This window comes from Bacillus sp. FSL M8-0350, assembly GCF_038593345.1.
GTDB lineage: Bacteria > Bacillota > Bacilli > Bacillales > Bacillaceae > Bacillus > Bacillus safensis.
The window spans coordinates 3,821,679-3,837,677 of record NZ_CP151985.1 but is presented as its reverse complement, the minus strand read 5'-3'; the positions used below and the strand labels follow the sequence as shown (position 1 = coordinate 3,837,677).

18 protein-coding genes are annotated in these 15,999 nt (G+C 39.6%); 15 read left to right on the top strand and 3 right to left on the bottom strand.

What is annotated here, in order from left to right:
• The first annotated feature begins 620 nt into the window (after positions 1 to 620).
• The 11 genes from rpmH (at position 621) to NSS80_RS19880 (ending at position 10,218) form a co-directional block, all read left to right on the top strand.
• Positions 621 to 755, top strand: coding sequence for a 50S ribosomal protein L34 (gene rpmH, locus NSS80_RS19930; protein ID WP_073208224.1), 135 nt, complete (start codon positions 621 to 623; stop codon positions 753 to 755).
• Between the two features lie 78 nt (positions 756 to 833).
• Positions 834 to 1,193 (top strand): ribonuclease P protein component, encoded by a 360-nt coding sequence (gene rnpA, locus NSS80_RS19925; protein ID WP_024427652.1) that lies wholly within the window; start codon positions 834 to 836, stop codon positions 1,191 to 1,193.
• 158 nt (positions 1,194 to 1,351) lie between these two features.
• Positions 1,352 to 2,134 (top strand): YidC family membrane integrase SpoIIIJ, encoded by a 783-nt coding sequence (spoIIIJ, locus tag NSS80_RS19920; protein WP_087976621.1) that lies wholly within the window; start codon positions 1,352 to 1,354, stop codon positions 2,132 to 2,134.
• On the top strand, positions 2,131 to 2,754 hold the full coding sequence (gene jag, locus NSS80_RS19915; RefSeq protein WP_024424071.1) for an RNA-binding cell elongation regulator Jag/EloR: 624 nt from the start codon (positions 2,131 to 2,133) through the stop codon (positions 2,752 to 2,754). The genes spoIIIJ and jag overlap by 4 nt, the downstream gene beginning before the upstream one ends.
• Positions 2,755 to 3,155: 401 nt before the next feature.
• Positions 3,156 to 4,535, top strand: a complete 1,380-nt coding sequence (gene mnmE / locus NSS80_RS19910; RefSeq protein WP_024424070.1) for a tRNA uridine-5-carboxymethylaminomethyl(34) synthesis GTPase MnmE — start codon at positions 3,156 to 3,158, stop codon at positions 4,533 to 4,535.
• Positions 4,536 to 4,552: 17 nt separating this feature from the next.
• On the top strand, positions 4,553 to 6,439 hold the full coding sequence (gene mnmG / locus NSS80_RS19905) for a tRNA uridine-5-carboxymethylaminomethyl(34) synthesis enzyme MnmG (RefSeq protein WP_039182934.1): 1,887 nt from the start codon (positions 4,553 to 4,555) through the stop codon (positions 6,437 to 6,439).
• Between the two features lie 13 nt (positions 6,440 to 6,452).
• Complete coding sequence (rsmG, locus tag NSS80_RS19900; protein ID WP_024424068.1) at positions 6,453 to 7,172, top strand: 16S rRNA (guanine(527)-N(7))-methyltransferase RsmG; 720 nt, start codon at positions 6,453 to 6,455, stop codon at positions 7,170 to 7,172.
• 105 nt (positions 7,173 to 7,277) lie between these two features.
• Positions 7,278 to 8,153, top strand: a complete 876-nt coding sequence (gene noc, locus NSS80_RS19895) for a nucleoid occlusion protein (RefSeq protein ID WP_024424067.1) — start codon at positions 7,278 to 7,280, stop codon at positions 8,151 to 8,153.
• A 109-nt stretch (positions 8,154 to 8,262) separates the two neighbouring features.
• Complete coding sequence (locus NSS80_RS19890; RefSeq protein ID WP_254964772.1) at positions 8,263 to 8,397, top strand: hypothetical protein; 135 nt, start codon at positions 8,263 to 8,265, stop codon at positions 8,395 to 8,397.
• Positions 8,398 to 8,609: 212 nt separating this feature from the next.
• A complete protein-coding gene (gene soj / locus NSS80_RS19885) occupies positions 8,610 to 9,371 on the top strand; it encodes a sporulation initiation inhibitor protein Soj (RefSeq protein ID WP_008360890.1) in 762 nt (253 codons plus the stop codon).
• On the top strand, positions 9,364 to 10,218 hold the full coding sequence (locus NSS80_RS19880) for a ParB/RepB/Spo0J family partition protein (RefSeq protein ID WP_065215036.1): 855 nt from the start codon (positions 9,364 to 9,366) through the stop codon (positions 10,216 to 10,218). Before soj ends, NSS80_RS19880 begins: the two co-directional genes overlap by 8 nt.
• A 25-nt stretch (positions 10,219 to 10,243) precedes the next feature.
• On the opposite strand, the gene yyaC is transcribed toward NSS80_RS19880, so the two are convergent.
• Positions 10,244 to 10,870 carry a spore protease YyaC gene (yyaC, locus tag NSS80_RS19875; protein ID WP_317222434.1) on the bottom strand — a complete coding sequence of 209 codons (627 nt, stop codon included), beginning with the start codon at positions 10,868 to 10,870 and terminating at the stop codon, positions 10,244 to 10,246.
• 72 nt (positions 10,871 to 10,942) lie between these two features.
• Between yyaC and NSS80_RS19870 the strand changes: the two genes are divergently transcribed.
• Complete coding sequence (locus NSS80_RS19870) at positions 10,943 to 11,998, top strand: hypothetical protein (protein WP_080769841.1); 1,056 nt, start codon at positions 10,943 to 10,945, stop codon at positions 11,996 to 11,998.
• Positions 11,999 to 12,023: 25 nt separating this feature from the next.
• Here the strand turns inward: NSS80_RS19870 and NSS80_RS19865 are convergent, their stop codons facing one another.
• Together NSS80_RS19865 and NSS80_RS19860 are read right to left on the bottom strand one after the other, a co-directional pair.
• On the bottom strand, positions 12,024 to 12,434 hold the full coding sequence (locus NSS80_RS19865) for a hypothetical protein (RefSeq protein WP_024424061.1): 411 nt from the start codon (positions 12,432 to 12,434) through the stop codon (positions 12,024 to 12,026).
• 15 nt (positions 12,435 to 12,449) lie between these two features.
• A complete protein-coding gene (locus tag NSS80_RS19860) occupies positions 12,450 to 13,769 on the bottom strand; it encodes a hydrolase (RefSeq protein WP_317222438.1) in 1,320 nt (439 codons plus the stop codon).
• A gap of 295 nt (positions 13,770 to 14,064) precedes the next feature.
• On the opposite strand from NSS80_RS19860, the gene NSS80_RS19855 reads away from it, so the two are divergent.
• From NSS80_RS19855 to rpsF, 3 genes are all read left to right on the top strand, one after another.
• Positions 14,065 to 14,271, top strand: coding sequence for a DUF951 domain-containing protein (locus tag NSS80_RS19855; RefSeq protein WP_008347561.1), 207 nt, complete (start codon positions 14,065 to 14,067; stop codon positions 14,269 to 14,271).
• 216 nt (positions 14,272 to 14,487) lie between these two features.
• Positions 14,488 to 15,588 carry a redox-regulated ATPase YchF gene (ychF, locus tag NSS80_RS19850; RefSeq protein ID WP_024424059.1) on the top strand — a complete coding sequence of 367 codons (1,101 nt, stop codon included), beginning with the start codon at positions 14,488 to 14,490 and terminating at the stop codon, positions 15,586 to 15,588.
• A 108-nt stretch (positions 15,589 to 15,696) separates the two neighbouring features.
• A complete protein-coding gene (rpsF, locus tag NSS80_RS19845) occupies positions 15,697 to 15,984 on the top strand; it encodes a 30S ribosomal protein S6 (protein WP_024424058.1) in 288 nt (95 codons plus the stop codon).
• The last annotated feature ends 15 nt before the right edge of the window (positions 15,985 to 15,999 follow it).

The following is a 15,999-nucleotide window of genomic DNA, read 5'->3' as shown; positions in this document are numbered from 1 at the left end:
AAGGCCTCTCCCCCCTCCTTTTCTTTTTAAAATGACCAGTATCAAACTGTTATAGAACACGAAAAAGAGCAAATGGTCATCACCATTCGTGCACATACATTGTTGAAAACAATTAATATAGTAGAAAAACGTCTTTTCGACAAATTACACAAGCTGTGGATAAACAATTCAACAGGCTGTGTAATAACTTTCCACAGGTTATCCACAAATTGTGGATAATATTAATGGGCCAGATAAGTAATTAAGAGTTAAAACACAAATATAATATCAAAATAAACAAGATGGTGCAATGGGTGTCACAAACTTATCCACACACTTTACATCCTGTTGAAAAATAATTATCCACATCGGTTATTTGTGTGAAAAAAATGTCGATAATGGGTGTGGATAGTCTAAATATGCCGGAAAAATATCCACATTCTTGTTTTGAAGGTCTTTTAGGAGGAAAAAAAGAATAAAATGCTGGAAACTAAAAAAGAAGGTTTCTTCGTTTGATAACTTATGTTATGCTTATAAGGTTGATAATAAGAGTTTTATCATTGATATTGACAATCGATGGGTTACACAAATATAATGAGTTAGACTGTCTTAAACAGCTATTCCTCAGGGAGGTGTCATAAATGAAAAGAACGTTTCAACCAAATAACCGTAAGCGTAGTAAAGTTCATGGCTTCCGCAGCCGTATGAGTACTAAAAACGGACGTCTAGTTTTAAAGCGACGCCGCAGCAAAGGTAGAAAAAAATTATCAGCTTAGGCCACTGAATAATGTCAGTGGTCTTTTTTACATAAAATCGTAAATGAACTGTCAGTTTTTATCGGAGTGGAAGAAAACATGAAGAAGCGAAACAGGCTAAAAAAAAATGAAGAGTTTCAAAAGGTGTTCAAAAAAGGTCAATCAATGGCAAATCGCCAATTCGTTATTTACCAGCTGGATCAGCCAAATCAAGTTGAACTGCGTTTAGGATTGTCTGTCAGTAAGAAGATTGGTAATGCAGTGATTAGAAACCGAATTAAACGTCTGATCCGTCAGGTGTTTTTAGAGGAAGGCCATAAGTTAAAGCAAGAAAAAGACTACATTGTCATTGCACGAAAACCAGCGAGTGAATTGACCTTTGAAGAAACAAAGAAGTCTCTCCAACATTTATTTAGAAAATCCGCTGTTTATCAACAACAACCGAAAAAGTCTTCGTAATAGAAACTTTCGTTGAATCAATTTTTAAAAGCGCTTCCTTCATCTAGTGAATTAAAATGAAACCACCACTTTGCAAAGAAAAAATGTTACCATACTGATTAGGTGAGTCACTTTCTTAATCAATTCCAACTTAAATAAAGTTTGAAGTAATGGGAGGAATCTTGTTGAAAAGGCGATTATTACTAATATTTAGCTTGATTGGCGTATTGGTTTTATTGGCAGGATGTACACAGATCAATGAACCAATTACATCAGATAGTAAGGGATTCTGGAATTCTTATATTGTTTACCCGCTATCTCAATTAATCACGTACATGGCAAACTTAACTGGTGAAAACTATGGTGTAGCGATTATTATTGTGACACTATTAATTCGCTTGCTTATTTTACCATTAATGATTAAACAGTTAAGAAGTACAAAAGCGATGCAAGCATTACAGCCTGAATTGAAAAAGCTTCGTGAAAAATATAGCTCTAAAGATCAAAAAACACAGCAGCAGCTTCAGCAGGAAACAATGGCCCTTTTTCAAAAAAATGGCGTCAATCCATTAGCAGGCTGTTTCCCAATTTTAATTCAAATGCCAATCCTTATTGGTTTCTATCATGCAATTATGAGAACAGCAGAAATTAAAAAGCATACATTCTTATGGTTTGACTTAGGCAGCCCAGATCCATTGTTCCTATTACCGATTATTGCGGGTGTAGCTACTTTCATTCAGCAAAAGCTGATGATGGCTGGAAATCCTTCGGACAACCCTCAAATGGCTATCATGTTATGGGTGATGCCGATTATGATCGTTGTGTTTGCAATTAGTTTCCCAGCAGCACTTTCATTGTACTGGGTTGTAGGTAACATTTTCATGATCATTCAAACATTGGTGATTAAAACACCTCAAGTAAAAGTTGATACAAAAGAAAAAGCTGGCGGGAATAAAAAATGAAGGAAATAACTGCTGTCGGTCGCACAATCGAAGAAGCAGTAGATTCCGGACTTAAACAAATTCAGCTACTACAAGAAGAAGTAGAAATCACAATAGTAGATGAAGGAAATAAAGGATTTTTAGGATTATTTGGTAAAAGACAAGCTGTGGTCAAGTTAGTAGAAAAGATAAATGCATTTAAATTAGCTACACAGTATTTAGATAAAATTGTTAAGTCTATTGATCCTAAAGCAAAGATTATTTCCAAACAGGAACCGAAAAAGATTTCTTACCACATTGATGGAGATAAAACGTCATTAATGATTGGAAAAAGAGGCCAAACATTGTACTCTTTAGAAACGTTGGTACAGCTAGTGTTTAATCGTTATTCTGATCAGTATCATCATATAACAATTGATATTGGCGATTATAGGAAGAAACGACAAGAAGCACTTGAACAATATGCAGTCAAAACAGCAAATCGGGTTTTAAAAACGAAGAGAAAGGTTCATTTAGAACCAATGCCTTCGAATGAACGAAAAATTGTTCATGATGCGATTGCTGCATTCTCTAAAGAACTTGCAACGGCATCTGAAGATACAGGCAGCAAACGTCATGTTGTGGTGCTGTATAAAAAATAGCAGAAAGGCTAAGATTCAGCAAAGCTGGATTTTAGTCTTTTTTTATTGAAAAATTGCTTTTTATAGAGGATTCATCCTCTATTTCTAAAAAATGAGTGTGTGGTATGGGTGCAAAACGCCAATTTAACAAGTAAGTATAGGGATCAGGGCGTTTAAATTTATTGGATTTAGGTGTAAGATGTGAAGACAAGTTTCAAACGTCGTTATTCACATGTGGATAAGTTAAGTGTTAAAATAGATAAGATGCAAAGCTGTGGATAATTAGATATGGGATACTTTCACTTCGCTTTCATTTATGGTATCTTTAAATTTTGGATTAAGCGTTTTTGATATAGAGATGGACAATGTCCATTTAATAGATAACAGACTGTTTATTAAGTAGAGAAAGAGGTGAATGAGTGATGGATACAATTGCAGCAATTTCTACACCGATGGGTGAAGGAGCAATTGCGATTATTCGTTTAAGCGGGCCTGATGCGGTACAGATTGCTGATCGGATGTATAAAGGTCCTAAGGAGAAAAAACTTGTATCGGTGGATTCACATACGATTCATTATGGTCATATTGTGGACTCTAGCACTGAGCAAGTCATAGAAGAGGTCATGGTGTCAGTATTACGAGCACCAAAAACATTTACGAGAGAAGACGTTATTGAGATTAACTGCCATGGCGGAATTGTAACGGTCAATAAAGTACTGCAGCTTGCTTTAAGAGAAGGAGCAAGATTAGCGGAGCCAGGTGAGTTTACAAAACGAGCTTTCTTAAATGGAAGAATTGATCTTTCACAGGCTGAAGCGGTAATGGATTTGATTCGTGCAAAGACAGATCGTGCGATGAATGTAGCGATTACTCAAATGGAGGGACGACTCTCCGGTTTGATTAAACGACTTCGCGGTGAGATATTGGAAACTCTGGCTCATGTTGAAGTTAATATTGACTATCCTGAGTATGACGATGTTGAAGAAATGACGCATCGAGTTTTAGTTGAAAAGGCAACATCAGTGAAAAAGGAAATTGAGTCACTGCTAACGACTTCTCAGCAGGGGAAAATACTTCGCGAGGGCTTATCCACTGTCATTATTGGAAGACCGAATGTTGGGAAGTCTTCCTTGTTGAATAGTCTTGTACAGGAAACAAAAGCGATTGTAACGGATATTCCTGGAACAACGAGAGATGTCATTGAGGAGTATGTAAATGTTAGAGGTGTACCGCTTCGTTTAGTCGATACTGCGGGTATACGTGAGACGGAGGACATTGTTGAGCGTATAGGGGTTGAACGATCTAGACAGGTCTTAAAAGAAGCTGACCTGATTTTGCTTGTGCTCAATTATAGCGAGGAATTGTCAGAAGAGGATATCAAACTATTTGAGGCCGTCTCAGGCATGGATATCATCGTGATCGTGAATAAGACAGATCTTGAGCCTAAGCTTGATATCGAAAAGGTCAAGCAGTTAGCGAAGGATCGTCCGGTGGTTACTACATCATTATTACAAGAAAAGGGGATTGATGAGCTCGAAATTGCGATTCAATCATTATTCTTCACGGGTTCAATTGAAAGTGGAGATTTAACGTATGTAAGTAACACAAGGCATATTGCCCTTCTTCAGGCAGCAAAACAATCCATTGAGGATGCTCTTGAAGGAATTGAAATGGATGTACCGATCGACATAGTTCAAATAGATTTAACACGCTGCTGGGAACAGCTGGGTGAAATTATTGGGGATGCTGTTCATGAAAGCTTGATTGATCAGTTATTCTCTCAATTCTGTTTAGGAAAGTAAAGGGAGGAACATAAGAAATGGGTTATGAAGCTGGCAATTATGACGTAATCGTCGTGGGTGCCGGTCATGCTGGAGTTGAGGCTGCTCTTGCTTCTGCAAGACAGGGCGCCAAAACACTTGTATTGACTATCAACCTCGATATGGTTGCTTTTATGCCATGTAATCCGTCCGTAGGCGGCCCCGCAAAAGGGATTGTCGTCAGAGAAATTGATGCTCTAGGCGGAGAAATGGCACGAAATATAGATAAGACGCATATTCAAATGCGCATGCTGAATACGGGGAAAGGACCTGCTGTCCGTGCGTTAAGAGCGCAAGCAGATAAGTTCCAATATCAGCATGAAATGAAAAAAACAATGGAAAATGAACCAAACCTGACAATGCTGCAAGGTATGGTAGATCATTTAATTGTAGAAGATGATGAATGTAAAGGTGTTGTTACTCAAACGGGGGCGAACTATCGTGCAAAGTCTGTTGTATTAACGACAGGAACTTTCTTAAAAGGCCGCATCATTTTAGGAGACTTATCGTATTCAAGTGGTCCAAATAACCAGCAGCCTTCCATTAAATTATCGGATCATTTAGCAGAACTAGGATTCGATTTGGTTCGCTTTAAAACAGGAACACCTCCTCGAGTGAATAGCCACTCGATTGACTATAGTAAAACAGAAATTCAACCAGGTGATGATGTCCCGCGGGCATTCTCCTATGAAACGGTTGAATATATTACTGATCAGCTGCCATGCTGGTTAACATATACGAGTTTAGAGACTCATCAAATTATTGACGAGAATCTACACCGTTCTCCAATGTATTCAGGTATGATTAAAGGAACTGGCCCTAGATACTGCCCGTCCATTGAAGATAAAGTGGTTCGTTTCAATGATAAACCGAGACATCAAATTTTCTTAGAGCCAGAAGGTCGTAATACACAGGAAGTTTATGTTCAAGGATTGTCTACAAGTCTTCCGGAGGATGTACAGCAGCGCATGCTTTCAACCATCCCAGGACTCGAGAATGTACAAATGATGAGAGCGGGTTATGCCATCGAGTATGATGCGATTGTACCTACTCAATTGTGGCCTACACTTGAGACGAAGAAAATTTCTGGACTATATACAGCCGGCCAAATTAATGGTACGTCTGGTTATGAGGAAGCAGCAGGTCAAGGGATTATGGCAGGTATTAATGCAGGAAGAAAAGCATTAGGTAAAGAAGAAGTCATTTTAAGCCGATCTGATGCATATATCGGTGTTCTCATCGATGACCTTGTCACAAAAGGAACAAATGAACCGTACCGTCTCTTGACATCACGTGCTGAGTATCGTCTACTTCTACGTCATGACAATGCTGATTTAAGATTAACTGAACTTGGGTATCAAATTGGATTAATTTCTGAAGAAAGATTCCAGTCATTCCAGCAGAAAAAAGAAGCCATCGAAGCAGAGAAAAAACGTTTATATTCTGTCATCATTAAACCAACAGCAGAGACTCAAGAATTTATTCGTTCACTCGGTGGAAGTGAGCTGAAGGACGGTATTCGTGCAAGCGATTTGATGAAGCGTCCAGAAATGAACTATGAATCTGTTGTGAAATTAGCTCCTGCTGAAACACCGCTTCCTTCTGATGTGTGTGAGCAGGTAGAGATTCAAATTAAATACGAAGGTTATATTGAAAAGTCACTCCAGCAAGTTGAAAAACTGAAAAAGATGGAGAACAAAAAGATTCCTGACCGAATTGATTATGACGCCATCAAAGGAATTGCAACTGAAGCGAAACAAAAGCTGAAAGAAGTCCGACCGCTTTCTGTTGCACAGGCTTCTCGTATTTCAGGCGTTAACCCTGCTGATATTTCTATCCTTTTAGTATATTTAGAGCAGGGGCGTATTGCGAAGATAGCAGAATAGAAAGGATGTCGGCATGAACATTGAACAATTTACAGCAGCACTAGAGGAGAAAGGGATCACTCTTTCTCCTGTGCAGCTTGAACAATTTGAAACCTACTTCCGCATGCTTGTAGAATGGAACGAGAAAATGAATTTAACGTCCATTACTGAAAAGGAAGAAGTGTATTTAAAGCATTTTTATGATTCAATATCAGCAGCATTTTTTATTGATTTTCACAAAGTGACGACGATTTGTGATATTGGAGCTGGTGCTGGTTTTCCAAGCATTCCTCTTAAAATTTGTTTCCCTCATCTACATGTGACCATTGTTGATTCTCTTCAGAAACGAATTACGTTTCTCAATGAGTTAGCAAAAGGATTAAACTTACAAGATACTACTTTTTATCATGATCGTGCGGAAACGTTTGGACAACGTAAGGAAAAGCGTGAAAGCTATGATCTTGTCACTGCTAGAGCAGTTGCACGTTTATCCGTCTTGAGCGAACTATGTCTGCCTCTAGTGAAAAAGGAAGGATTGTTTGTTGCCTTAAAAGCATCTGCCGCTGATGAAGAAATGCAAGCAGGGAAAAAAGCTGTCACAGTTCTCGGAGGAGAGGTTGTTGAAAAGCATTCCTTTGTTCTTCCTTTAGAAGAAAGCGAACGGAACATCATTGTCATTGAAAAGAAAAAGCAAACACCAAAAAAATATCCTAGAAAACCAGGAACACCTAATAAATCACCAATAGAAGGTTGATCATGTAAAAGGTCGGTTTTTCTTCAATATTTATGATTTTACAGAAGGAAAAAACATGAGAAAATAGAATTATAAAAAGGTAGTTTTTAAAGGTGGTGTAGGTTCATGAAGCATTCACTCTCACGCTTCTTCGGGCTTGGTGACAAAGAACATCCTGAGCGTGAAACCGAAATAGAGGCAGAGATTGCTGAGCATGATACATTAAAGGAAGAGATACAGGAGCTCCCGGTCGACACAATTATGCCAAACCGTTTTCAGCCACGCACCATTTTTTCAGAAGAAAAGATACAAGAGCTGGCCACGACGATTCATACCCATGGCATTATCCAACCGATTGTTGTTAGACCAACAGAAGAAGAAGGAAAATATGAACTGATCGCCGGCGAAAGACGTTGGAGGGCGGTACAGACTCTTCAATGGGAGAAAATCCCCGCTATTATAAAAGATTTTACTGATACGGAAACGGCATCTGTGGCATTGATTGAAAATTTGCAAAGAGAAGAGCTGTCTTCTATTGAAGAGGCTCATGCTTATGCACGTCTTTTAGAGCTTCATGATTTAACACAAGAGGCGCTTGCTCAGCGTTTAGGCAAGGGACAATCAACTGTTGCAAACAAATTAAGACTTTTAAAGTTGCCTGAAGAGGTACAACAAGCCATTTTAGAGAAAAAAATCTCTGAAAGGCATGCACGTTCACTTGTGCCCCTAAAGCTTCCAGAATTACAAATCGCGCTATTGCAGGAAATCATCGAAAAGCAGTTGAATGTGAAACAGACTGAAGAGCGTGTAGTGAAGATGCTTGAACAAAAAACGGATCGCAAACCGAAGCCAAAACGTAAGGCGTTTAGTCGTGATACACGAATTGCGATGAATACCATTCGTCAGTCTCTCCACATGGTAGAAGACAGCGGACTTAAAATAAATACCGAGGAAGAAGAGTTTGAGGAATATATCCAATTAACGATTCGAATTCCTAAATAGAAAAAAGCTGATGAGCGCCTCTCGTCAGCTTTTTTTGTAAATCTTTTTATTATCATTTTGTTATCATTTGTTATTTACTGTTTGCTTTTGCAAATGAAATGATAAAAACATGATGAAACAAAGCGGTATGTCTAAAGAAGTGACTGTACAGCATTCGCACCAAGAGGGAACGATCCACTTGATGATTGCTGAAGCTGATCCGAAGAACTATGACTTGTGGACAAACAATAACCCAGCCTTGTGAGCAAATGCCGTCCAATTGAATTCAGACATCCAAAAAGATATATCAATATACTTTTTCGGTGCGTTTTCATTCTTCCTTTTATGTACGAAAAGGCACATTCACCGACGAATTTATAATAGGGAAACAAAAAAAGCAAACGTTTCATACTTTTTTTGATAGAATAGAAAGTATGAATGAATGAGAAACTTGTTAAGTTGAAAGTGGGTGACATCGTGGGAAAAATCATAGCGATTACCAACCAGAAGGGCGGCGTCGGGAAGACGACAACTTCTGTTAATTTGGGTGCGTGTTTAGCATACATAGGCAAACGAGTGTTGTTAGTTGATATTGATCCGCAGGGCAATGCCACGAGTGGTATTGGGATTGAGAAAGCCGACGTAGAAAAGTGTGTGTACGATATTTTAGTTGATGATGCAGATGTTCTTGATGTGATTAAGACGACAGAGGTCGAAAATCTTGATGTCATTCCTGCGACGATACAGCTTGCAGGGGCTGAAATAGAGCTTGTGCCTACAATCTCACGTGAAGTGAGGCTGAAGAGAGCACTTGAATCTGTTAAGCAGAATTATGATTATATGATTATTGACTGCCCGCCATCACTTGGACTGCTGACGATTAATGCGTTAACTGCATCCGATTCCGTTTTAATACCAGTTCAGTGCGAATATTATGCGCTTGAAGGATTGAGCCAATTGTTAAACACAGTTCGTCTCGTGCAGAAACATCTAAATACCGATCTTGCCATTGAAGGTGTCTTGCTGACAATGCTTGATGCCCGAACAAATCTTGGGATTCAGGTTATCGAAGAAGTGAAGAAGTACTTTAGAGATAAAGTCTATCAAACCGTCATTCCGAGAAATGTGAGGCTGAGTGAAGCGCCAAGTCATGGAAAGCCGATTATCTTGTATGATCCACGTTCAAGAGGTGCAGATGTCTATTTAGACTTAGCAAAGGAAGTGGATGCGAATGGCTAAAGGTCTTGGAAAGGGTATTAATGCACTATTTAACAACGTAGACTCAAATGAAGAAACGGTTGAAGAAATTAAATTAAAGGATTTGCGCCCGAATCCTTACCAGCCAAGGAAAACGTTTGATGATGATGCATTGTCTGATCTGAAAGAATCCATTCAGCAGCACGGTGTTTTACAGCCGATCATTGTTCGTAAATCGATTAAAGGATATGACATAGTAGCAGGAGAACGCCGTTTTCGCGCAGCACAACAAGCTGGTCTGACAACAATTCCTGCGATCGTTCGAGAGTTTTCAGAAACGCTGATGAGAGAAATTGCCCTTTTAGAAAACCTGCAGCGTGAGGATCTCTCTCCATTAGAGGAAGCGGAAGCGTATGCTTCCTTGCTGGATCATCTAAGTGTGACGCAAGAGGAATTAGCGAAGCGATTAGGGAAAAGCAGACCGCATATTGCGAACCATCTCCGTCTGTTGACTTTACCGGATGAGATCCAAAAGCTGATTGCAAATGGAACGTTATCAATGGGACATGGCCGGACATTGCTTAGCTTAAAGAACAAAAAGAAGCTGGCGCCTTTGGTAAAGAAAATCGTGGATGAGGGGTTAAACGTACGACAAGTTGAGAAACTTGTTCAGCAGTTAAACGAAAATGTTCCACGTGAAACAAAGAAAAAAGAAGCACCAAAGGATCGAGTGTTGAAAGAAAGAGAGTCTTTCTTACAAAACTACTTTGGTACTTCAGTGACGATCAAGAAACAGAAGAAAAAAGGGAAAATTGAGATTGAATTCCTCTCGAATGAAGATTTAGAAAGAATCCTTGAATTGCTTTCTACGAGGGAATCATCAGAGTGACCATCTTGATATGAGATGGTCTTTTTTATATTCTTCCAGTGATATTTTGAATAGGGTTGAAGAGAGACCGGCTTTTTTCTCTCGTCCAATCCATTTGGTCAATGTGAGATAGACTTTCAGAAAGTGTATTGGCCATAGACATGACAAGATGAAGACGTGTGTTTTGGAGGACGAAGTATTCCATGAAACCACTCACATTGACGATCCCATTAATATGAATATCTCCTACCTCTGGAAGCTCTTTTTGCACACCAGCTCCAGGCTTTAACGGTCCATCTCCAATTTGGAAAGAACCGACACTTTTTACTCTTCCTAAACAGGCATCAACCGCTACAATAAACGGGTGTTTATGAGCTTGTTCAATTTCAGCGAGTTTTTCTTTTAAATTGACCGCATGCACTGGGTCAGAGAGTGTTCCATATACATGAAGCTTTTTCAAATCCAGACCTGAAAGCTTTGAACCAACAAGTGGACCTAGAGAGTCGCCAGTTGAGCGGTCTGTTCCAATACAAACGATGGCAACGGGTCTTTTTCCTGCTTTCTGAAGATGCGAGAATAAAATACTTTTAAGCTGTTGAATGGCGTTTGTATCCGTATGGGACACGTATTCTTTCACCCTATTTCTAAAAAAAAGACCGTTCTTGCTATTCATAGGTCTCACTTCCTTGTCATAGTAGTTAGTAACAGTATACGGAAACAAGCTTAATTCTATACCTATGAGGTGATGATTGTGTGGAAGGCTGGTTCAAGGTGGACGCTTTTAATTTTAGGAAGCTTAATAGGAGCGGGATATGCTTCCGGCCAGGAAATTTGGCAGTTTTTTGGCATTGATAGCGGACTAGCCATTCTACTGTTTACATTGATGTTTATGCTGTCTACTTATGTGGTGTTAAAAATCAGTTATGAGGTGCGTGCCGATCACTTTGTGCCAGTACTGGAACGGCTTGTCGGTCCATGGCTGGCTAAGGTGTATGACGTGTTAATTGTCCTTTATTTATTCACGACAACGACGGTCATGATTGCTGGCGGCGGGGTGACTCTTGAGATGTATCATGTGCCTTTTTGGGTTGGCATCGGCGCGTTCTGTTTGTTTTCATTTATGATTTTTTTCTGGGATGTGAAAGGGCTTTTATCTGTGAATGCTTTCATTATACCAATTTTGGTGGCGGGGCTCATCTATGCGTTTGTTTTTTATTATATGAATCATGATCATATGTGGCGTATTGATTTTGGGCAGCAGTACAATTGGCCTGCCAGCATTGTTTTTGCTTCTTTGAATATATTATCTGTTGTGGCAGTGCTGTCTTCGGTTGGGAAAGAAATGAAGGGGCTGGGGGAAGCCAAAGTGGCGAGTATATTAAGCGGTCTCATCTTTGGTGTGATCTCGTATGTGTATAACGAAATACTGGTTGATATTTCTGGAAGCCTTTCAGCAGAGGGAATTCCTTTGTTTACAGTATTAGAAGGGGCGCCGACGTCTTTGTTTGTGTTTATGACCATTGTCCTTTGTCTAGCGATTTATACGACGACGGCAGCAGGTTTATTTGGCTTATCCAGCCGAATGCTTTCTTTTGTACGAATGCCCCGCTGGCTGGTTGTATTGGTGATGCTTCTTTTGATGGCCCCTTTGACATCTCTTGGATTTGCTGATTTGATTGCTTTCTTGTATCCAATTTATAGTTTGTTGAATCTTTATTTGCTCGTCTGTTTAATGCTGTATCCGATTTTAAGTAAAAAGATATTTTCTCGTCCTAAAAATTATATTGATAAAACAAAATAAGCACCTCTCTTTTTTAGAGCTGTGCTTATTTGATCTGAATTGAATCAATAGCTTCTTTGATATCATCATAGACAGGCATTTGCTTGAGACGCTGGAGACGATCCTCTAATTCTGAAATGGCCTGTCCCTTTAAATGCTGGGAAATGTGTTGTTTGACAATGGTCGTCTGGTTTATCATGTCTTCTGTTTTAGCCAATTGATACTCCAAGTGCACGCGAGTATTTGCTAATTCGTCGTGCAGCCGCATTTTGAGCAGCCGTTTTAGATCCTTTCGCTGTCCTTCTCTGCGCATGGCCTGAATGGCGGCCATTTCTTCTGGAGACTGTGTTTGTGTGTGGGGTGCCGATTGATTTTCGAATACAGACATGGAGCGGCGGGCACTCACATTTTGTAAGAAACGCTGGGCGTCACTAGGAGGCTTATTTTGATTGATCATGCGATGACTCCTTTCTTAATGAATACCCATTTGCATTGCAAGGCGTCTATCTGCCTTGGCGTAGTCCTCACCCATTGTGTACATATGTCTTGAAAGAGCAGAAAGCTCTTGTTCGTAATCCCTCAGGGTGTACAAGGCATTCAGCTGTTTTTCGTGTGAATAAAAAGAGGAATGCGACTGTTCCATCCTCACTTCGTCTACCAGTGCTTCCACATCACTATGACTTAATAAATCATAGTGGCCAAAGCCTACGAGTCCTTTAAGCTCTTGTTTTACATGATGGACGGCGTCTTTTACACTTTCATCAATTCCATCGATTTTTTCAAATACAGTGTGCACTTCATGTTCAATAATGCTTTGCAGATCATAGGATGAATTTTTTAGTAAATGGGATTTTATGATAATTTCAAGTCCGCTTTGTGCATATGCACGTCCAGAATGAATTTCTTGCAGCAGCATGGCTGTAAAACTTGTATTATGATCAAGCTGTTCATCTAAAATACGGGCATATCCATTTGGATGGAATGAATATCCATTTGCTTTGAATTCACCTGAAACGAGAGCTAAAAAAGCATTTGTATCAAAGGATTCGTTCCATTCTATATTCATAGATGCAAAAGCTGATTTTAAAAAGGTGTCAATTTCCCTTTTTTTGTATTTAACGGATTCTTGGACTGAGTCTTGCTGCCGTGGCGGTACGGTGTACTTGACTTGCCCAACTCCTTGATCATGACGATTGAGTAAACCGACGTAATGACTAGGCTGAATATATTCAGTCAACATGCGTTTATATTGACCTTGCTGCGCCTTTTGCTGAATCGAAGGCGATAGGCTGCTCCATATATTTGGGCTGTCAAAGGTAACGGCTTTTTTGACAGCTGGCTGTTCTGTTGCAATATAAGCACAAACAGCACCGGCAAGTGCTTGTCCAGTGAGATGGATACCTGCATTCGGATGCTTCTGACAGACTTTCTCTATGTATTCCTTCCCTTTAAAAAAGACATGGTCTTGATTGCCGTCAAGGGACTTTCTTTCAATTGGATAGGCATAATCTGTTTTGAGCAATGTCTGTGCTGCGTTGTGTACATCTTGCGGCGATGTCACCGTCGTTTGGTTTGGCAGTGGACAGTGAAAAGCGACGATGAATTCATCTGATTGTTCCGGCTGCATCGTTAAACCATATAATTTTTGGTCGATCTTTAGAAAATCGTGGACAGTGAGTGTTTGCTGACCAATTTCTATCGTATGGTGCTGCTGGTAATTGTCGATATTTCCAGCATGATCGGATATGATTTTATATTCTTTATCAGTTAATCTATCCTTTCGATTGACCATCGTACCTGCTCCCTCACATAACATTTATGCAGATATCATAAATCAAAAAATATGGAAAAACCACCGCGTTCTACCAATAAAAACCTTTTGACCTACAGTGTTTGTGACAATATTGAAAAAAAACGGAGTTTAAGTAACTATTGGTCACAAATAAAATGATCTAAAAGAAGGGTTTTTTCTCTAAAAAAGAATAGGATGAACGATTGAAAGAGACTCTTTGTTTTGTGCATTGCCCTTCATCGCCGTTTTTTTGTACAATAGATTCAATGAAGTGAGCAAGGAGAGGTGAAGGCTGATGGCAGACAAAGCGTTTGGGTTACATGATGTTGTAGAAATGAAAAAGCCCCATCCATGTGGTGCCAATCGGTGGAAGGTCATTCGTTTGGGCATGGATATCCGTATTAAATGTGAAGGCTGCGGACACAGCGTGATGATCCCAAGAAGAGATTTTGAACGAAAAATGAAGAAAATTCTCGTCAAGCATGAGGAGCCAACTGCTTAAGTAGGCCTCATGCTTTTTTTATTAAATTTGTCTTTTCTACAGCAAAGCCAGGTGCATTATCTCGTTTTGAAGCATTGATTTATTCTTTTTAACGATGTTTCTTCTATTGAAAATGCATGATGGTTAGCTTGTCTTTTCATGTAAACCTACTTATAATTGCTCTAGGTTCATATTACGCAGTATAACGAGCACGTTTGATATAGAGGAGATGAAAGAATGGCTTTAACAGCTGGTATTGTTGGCTTACCTAACGTCGGGAAGTCAACGCTATTTAATGCAATTACACAGGCTGGAGCGGAGTCTGCTAACTATCCGTTTTGTACCATTGATCCAAACGTCGGAATTGTAGAAGTTCCTGACGAGCGTTTACAAAAGCTAACAGAATTGGTGCAGCCGAAAAAGACAGTTCCCACTGCTTTCGAATTCACTGATATTGCGGGTATTGTCAAAGGTGCATCTAAAGGTGAAGGTTTAGGGAATAAATTCCTTTCTCATATTCGACAAGTAGATGCGATTTGTCACGTGGTCAGAGCTTTTGCAGATGATAACATTACACACGTAGCTGGTAAGGTTGATCCTGTGGCAGATATTGAAACGATTAATCTCGAATTGATTTTGGCTGATTTAGAAACAGTTGAAAAGCGCTTAGCTCGTGTGAGTAAGCTTGCAAAACAAAAGGACAAGGAAGCAGTAGCTGAATTTGAGATTTTGTCGAAGCTAATGAACGCATTTGAAGCTGGGAAATCGGCAAGATCTGTAGAATTTACTGATGAGCAGCAAAAGCTTGTGAAACAGCTTCATTTACTCACATCTAAACCAGTCCTTTATGTAGCAAATGTGAGTGAGGATGAAGTAGCGGATCATGAGGGCAACGAATATGTGCAGCAAATCCGTGAGTTTGCTTCTGGTGAAAACGCTGAAGTTATCGTCGTTTGTGCGAAGATCGAGTCTGAAATTGCAGAGCTTGAAGGAGAAGAGAAGCAAATGTTCCTTGAAGAGCTTGGTATTAATGAGTCAGGGCTTGATCAGCTAATTAGAGCATCTTACTCTCTTCTAGGATTAGCTACGTATTTCACAGCAGGTGAGCAAGAGGTACGTGCTTGGACATTTAAAAAAGGAATGAAAGCGCCAGAATGTGCTGGAATCATCCACACAGACTTTGAGCGTGGATTTATTCGTGCTGAAACGGTTGCGTATGAGGATTTACTAGCTGGCGGAAGCATGTCTGCTGCTAAAGAAGCAGGAAAAGTTCGTCTAGAAGGCAAAGAATATGTAGTGAAAGATGGAGACGTCATTCATTTCCGTTTTAATGTATAGGTTCTTGTCATAGGCCAAGTGATTTGTTATAATATACAATTGTGAGTAATATAATTTATTGCTCCTTGCCCGTTTAGGGCCGCTTAGACCAAAAGGAGGTGCAATCAGATGAGAAAGTACGAAGTTATGTACATCATCCGCCCAACAGTTGACGATGAGGCTAAAAAAGCAGTTATCGAGCGTTTCAATAACGTGTTAACTTCTAACGGTGCGGAGATCACTGGAACAAAGGATTGGGGTAAACGTCGTCTTGCATACGAAATCAATGATTTCCGTGACGGTTTCTACCAAATCGTAAACGTTCAATCTGACGCTGCAGCAGTTCAAGAATTTGACCGCTTAGCTAAGATCAGTGACGATATCATTCGACACATTGTTGTTAAAGAAGAAGTATAAATCATTGAAATATAT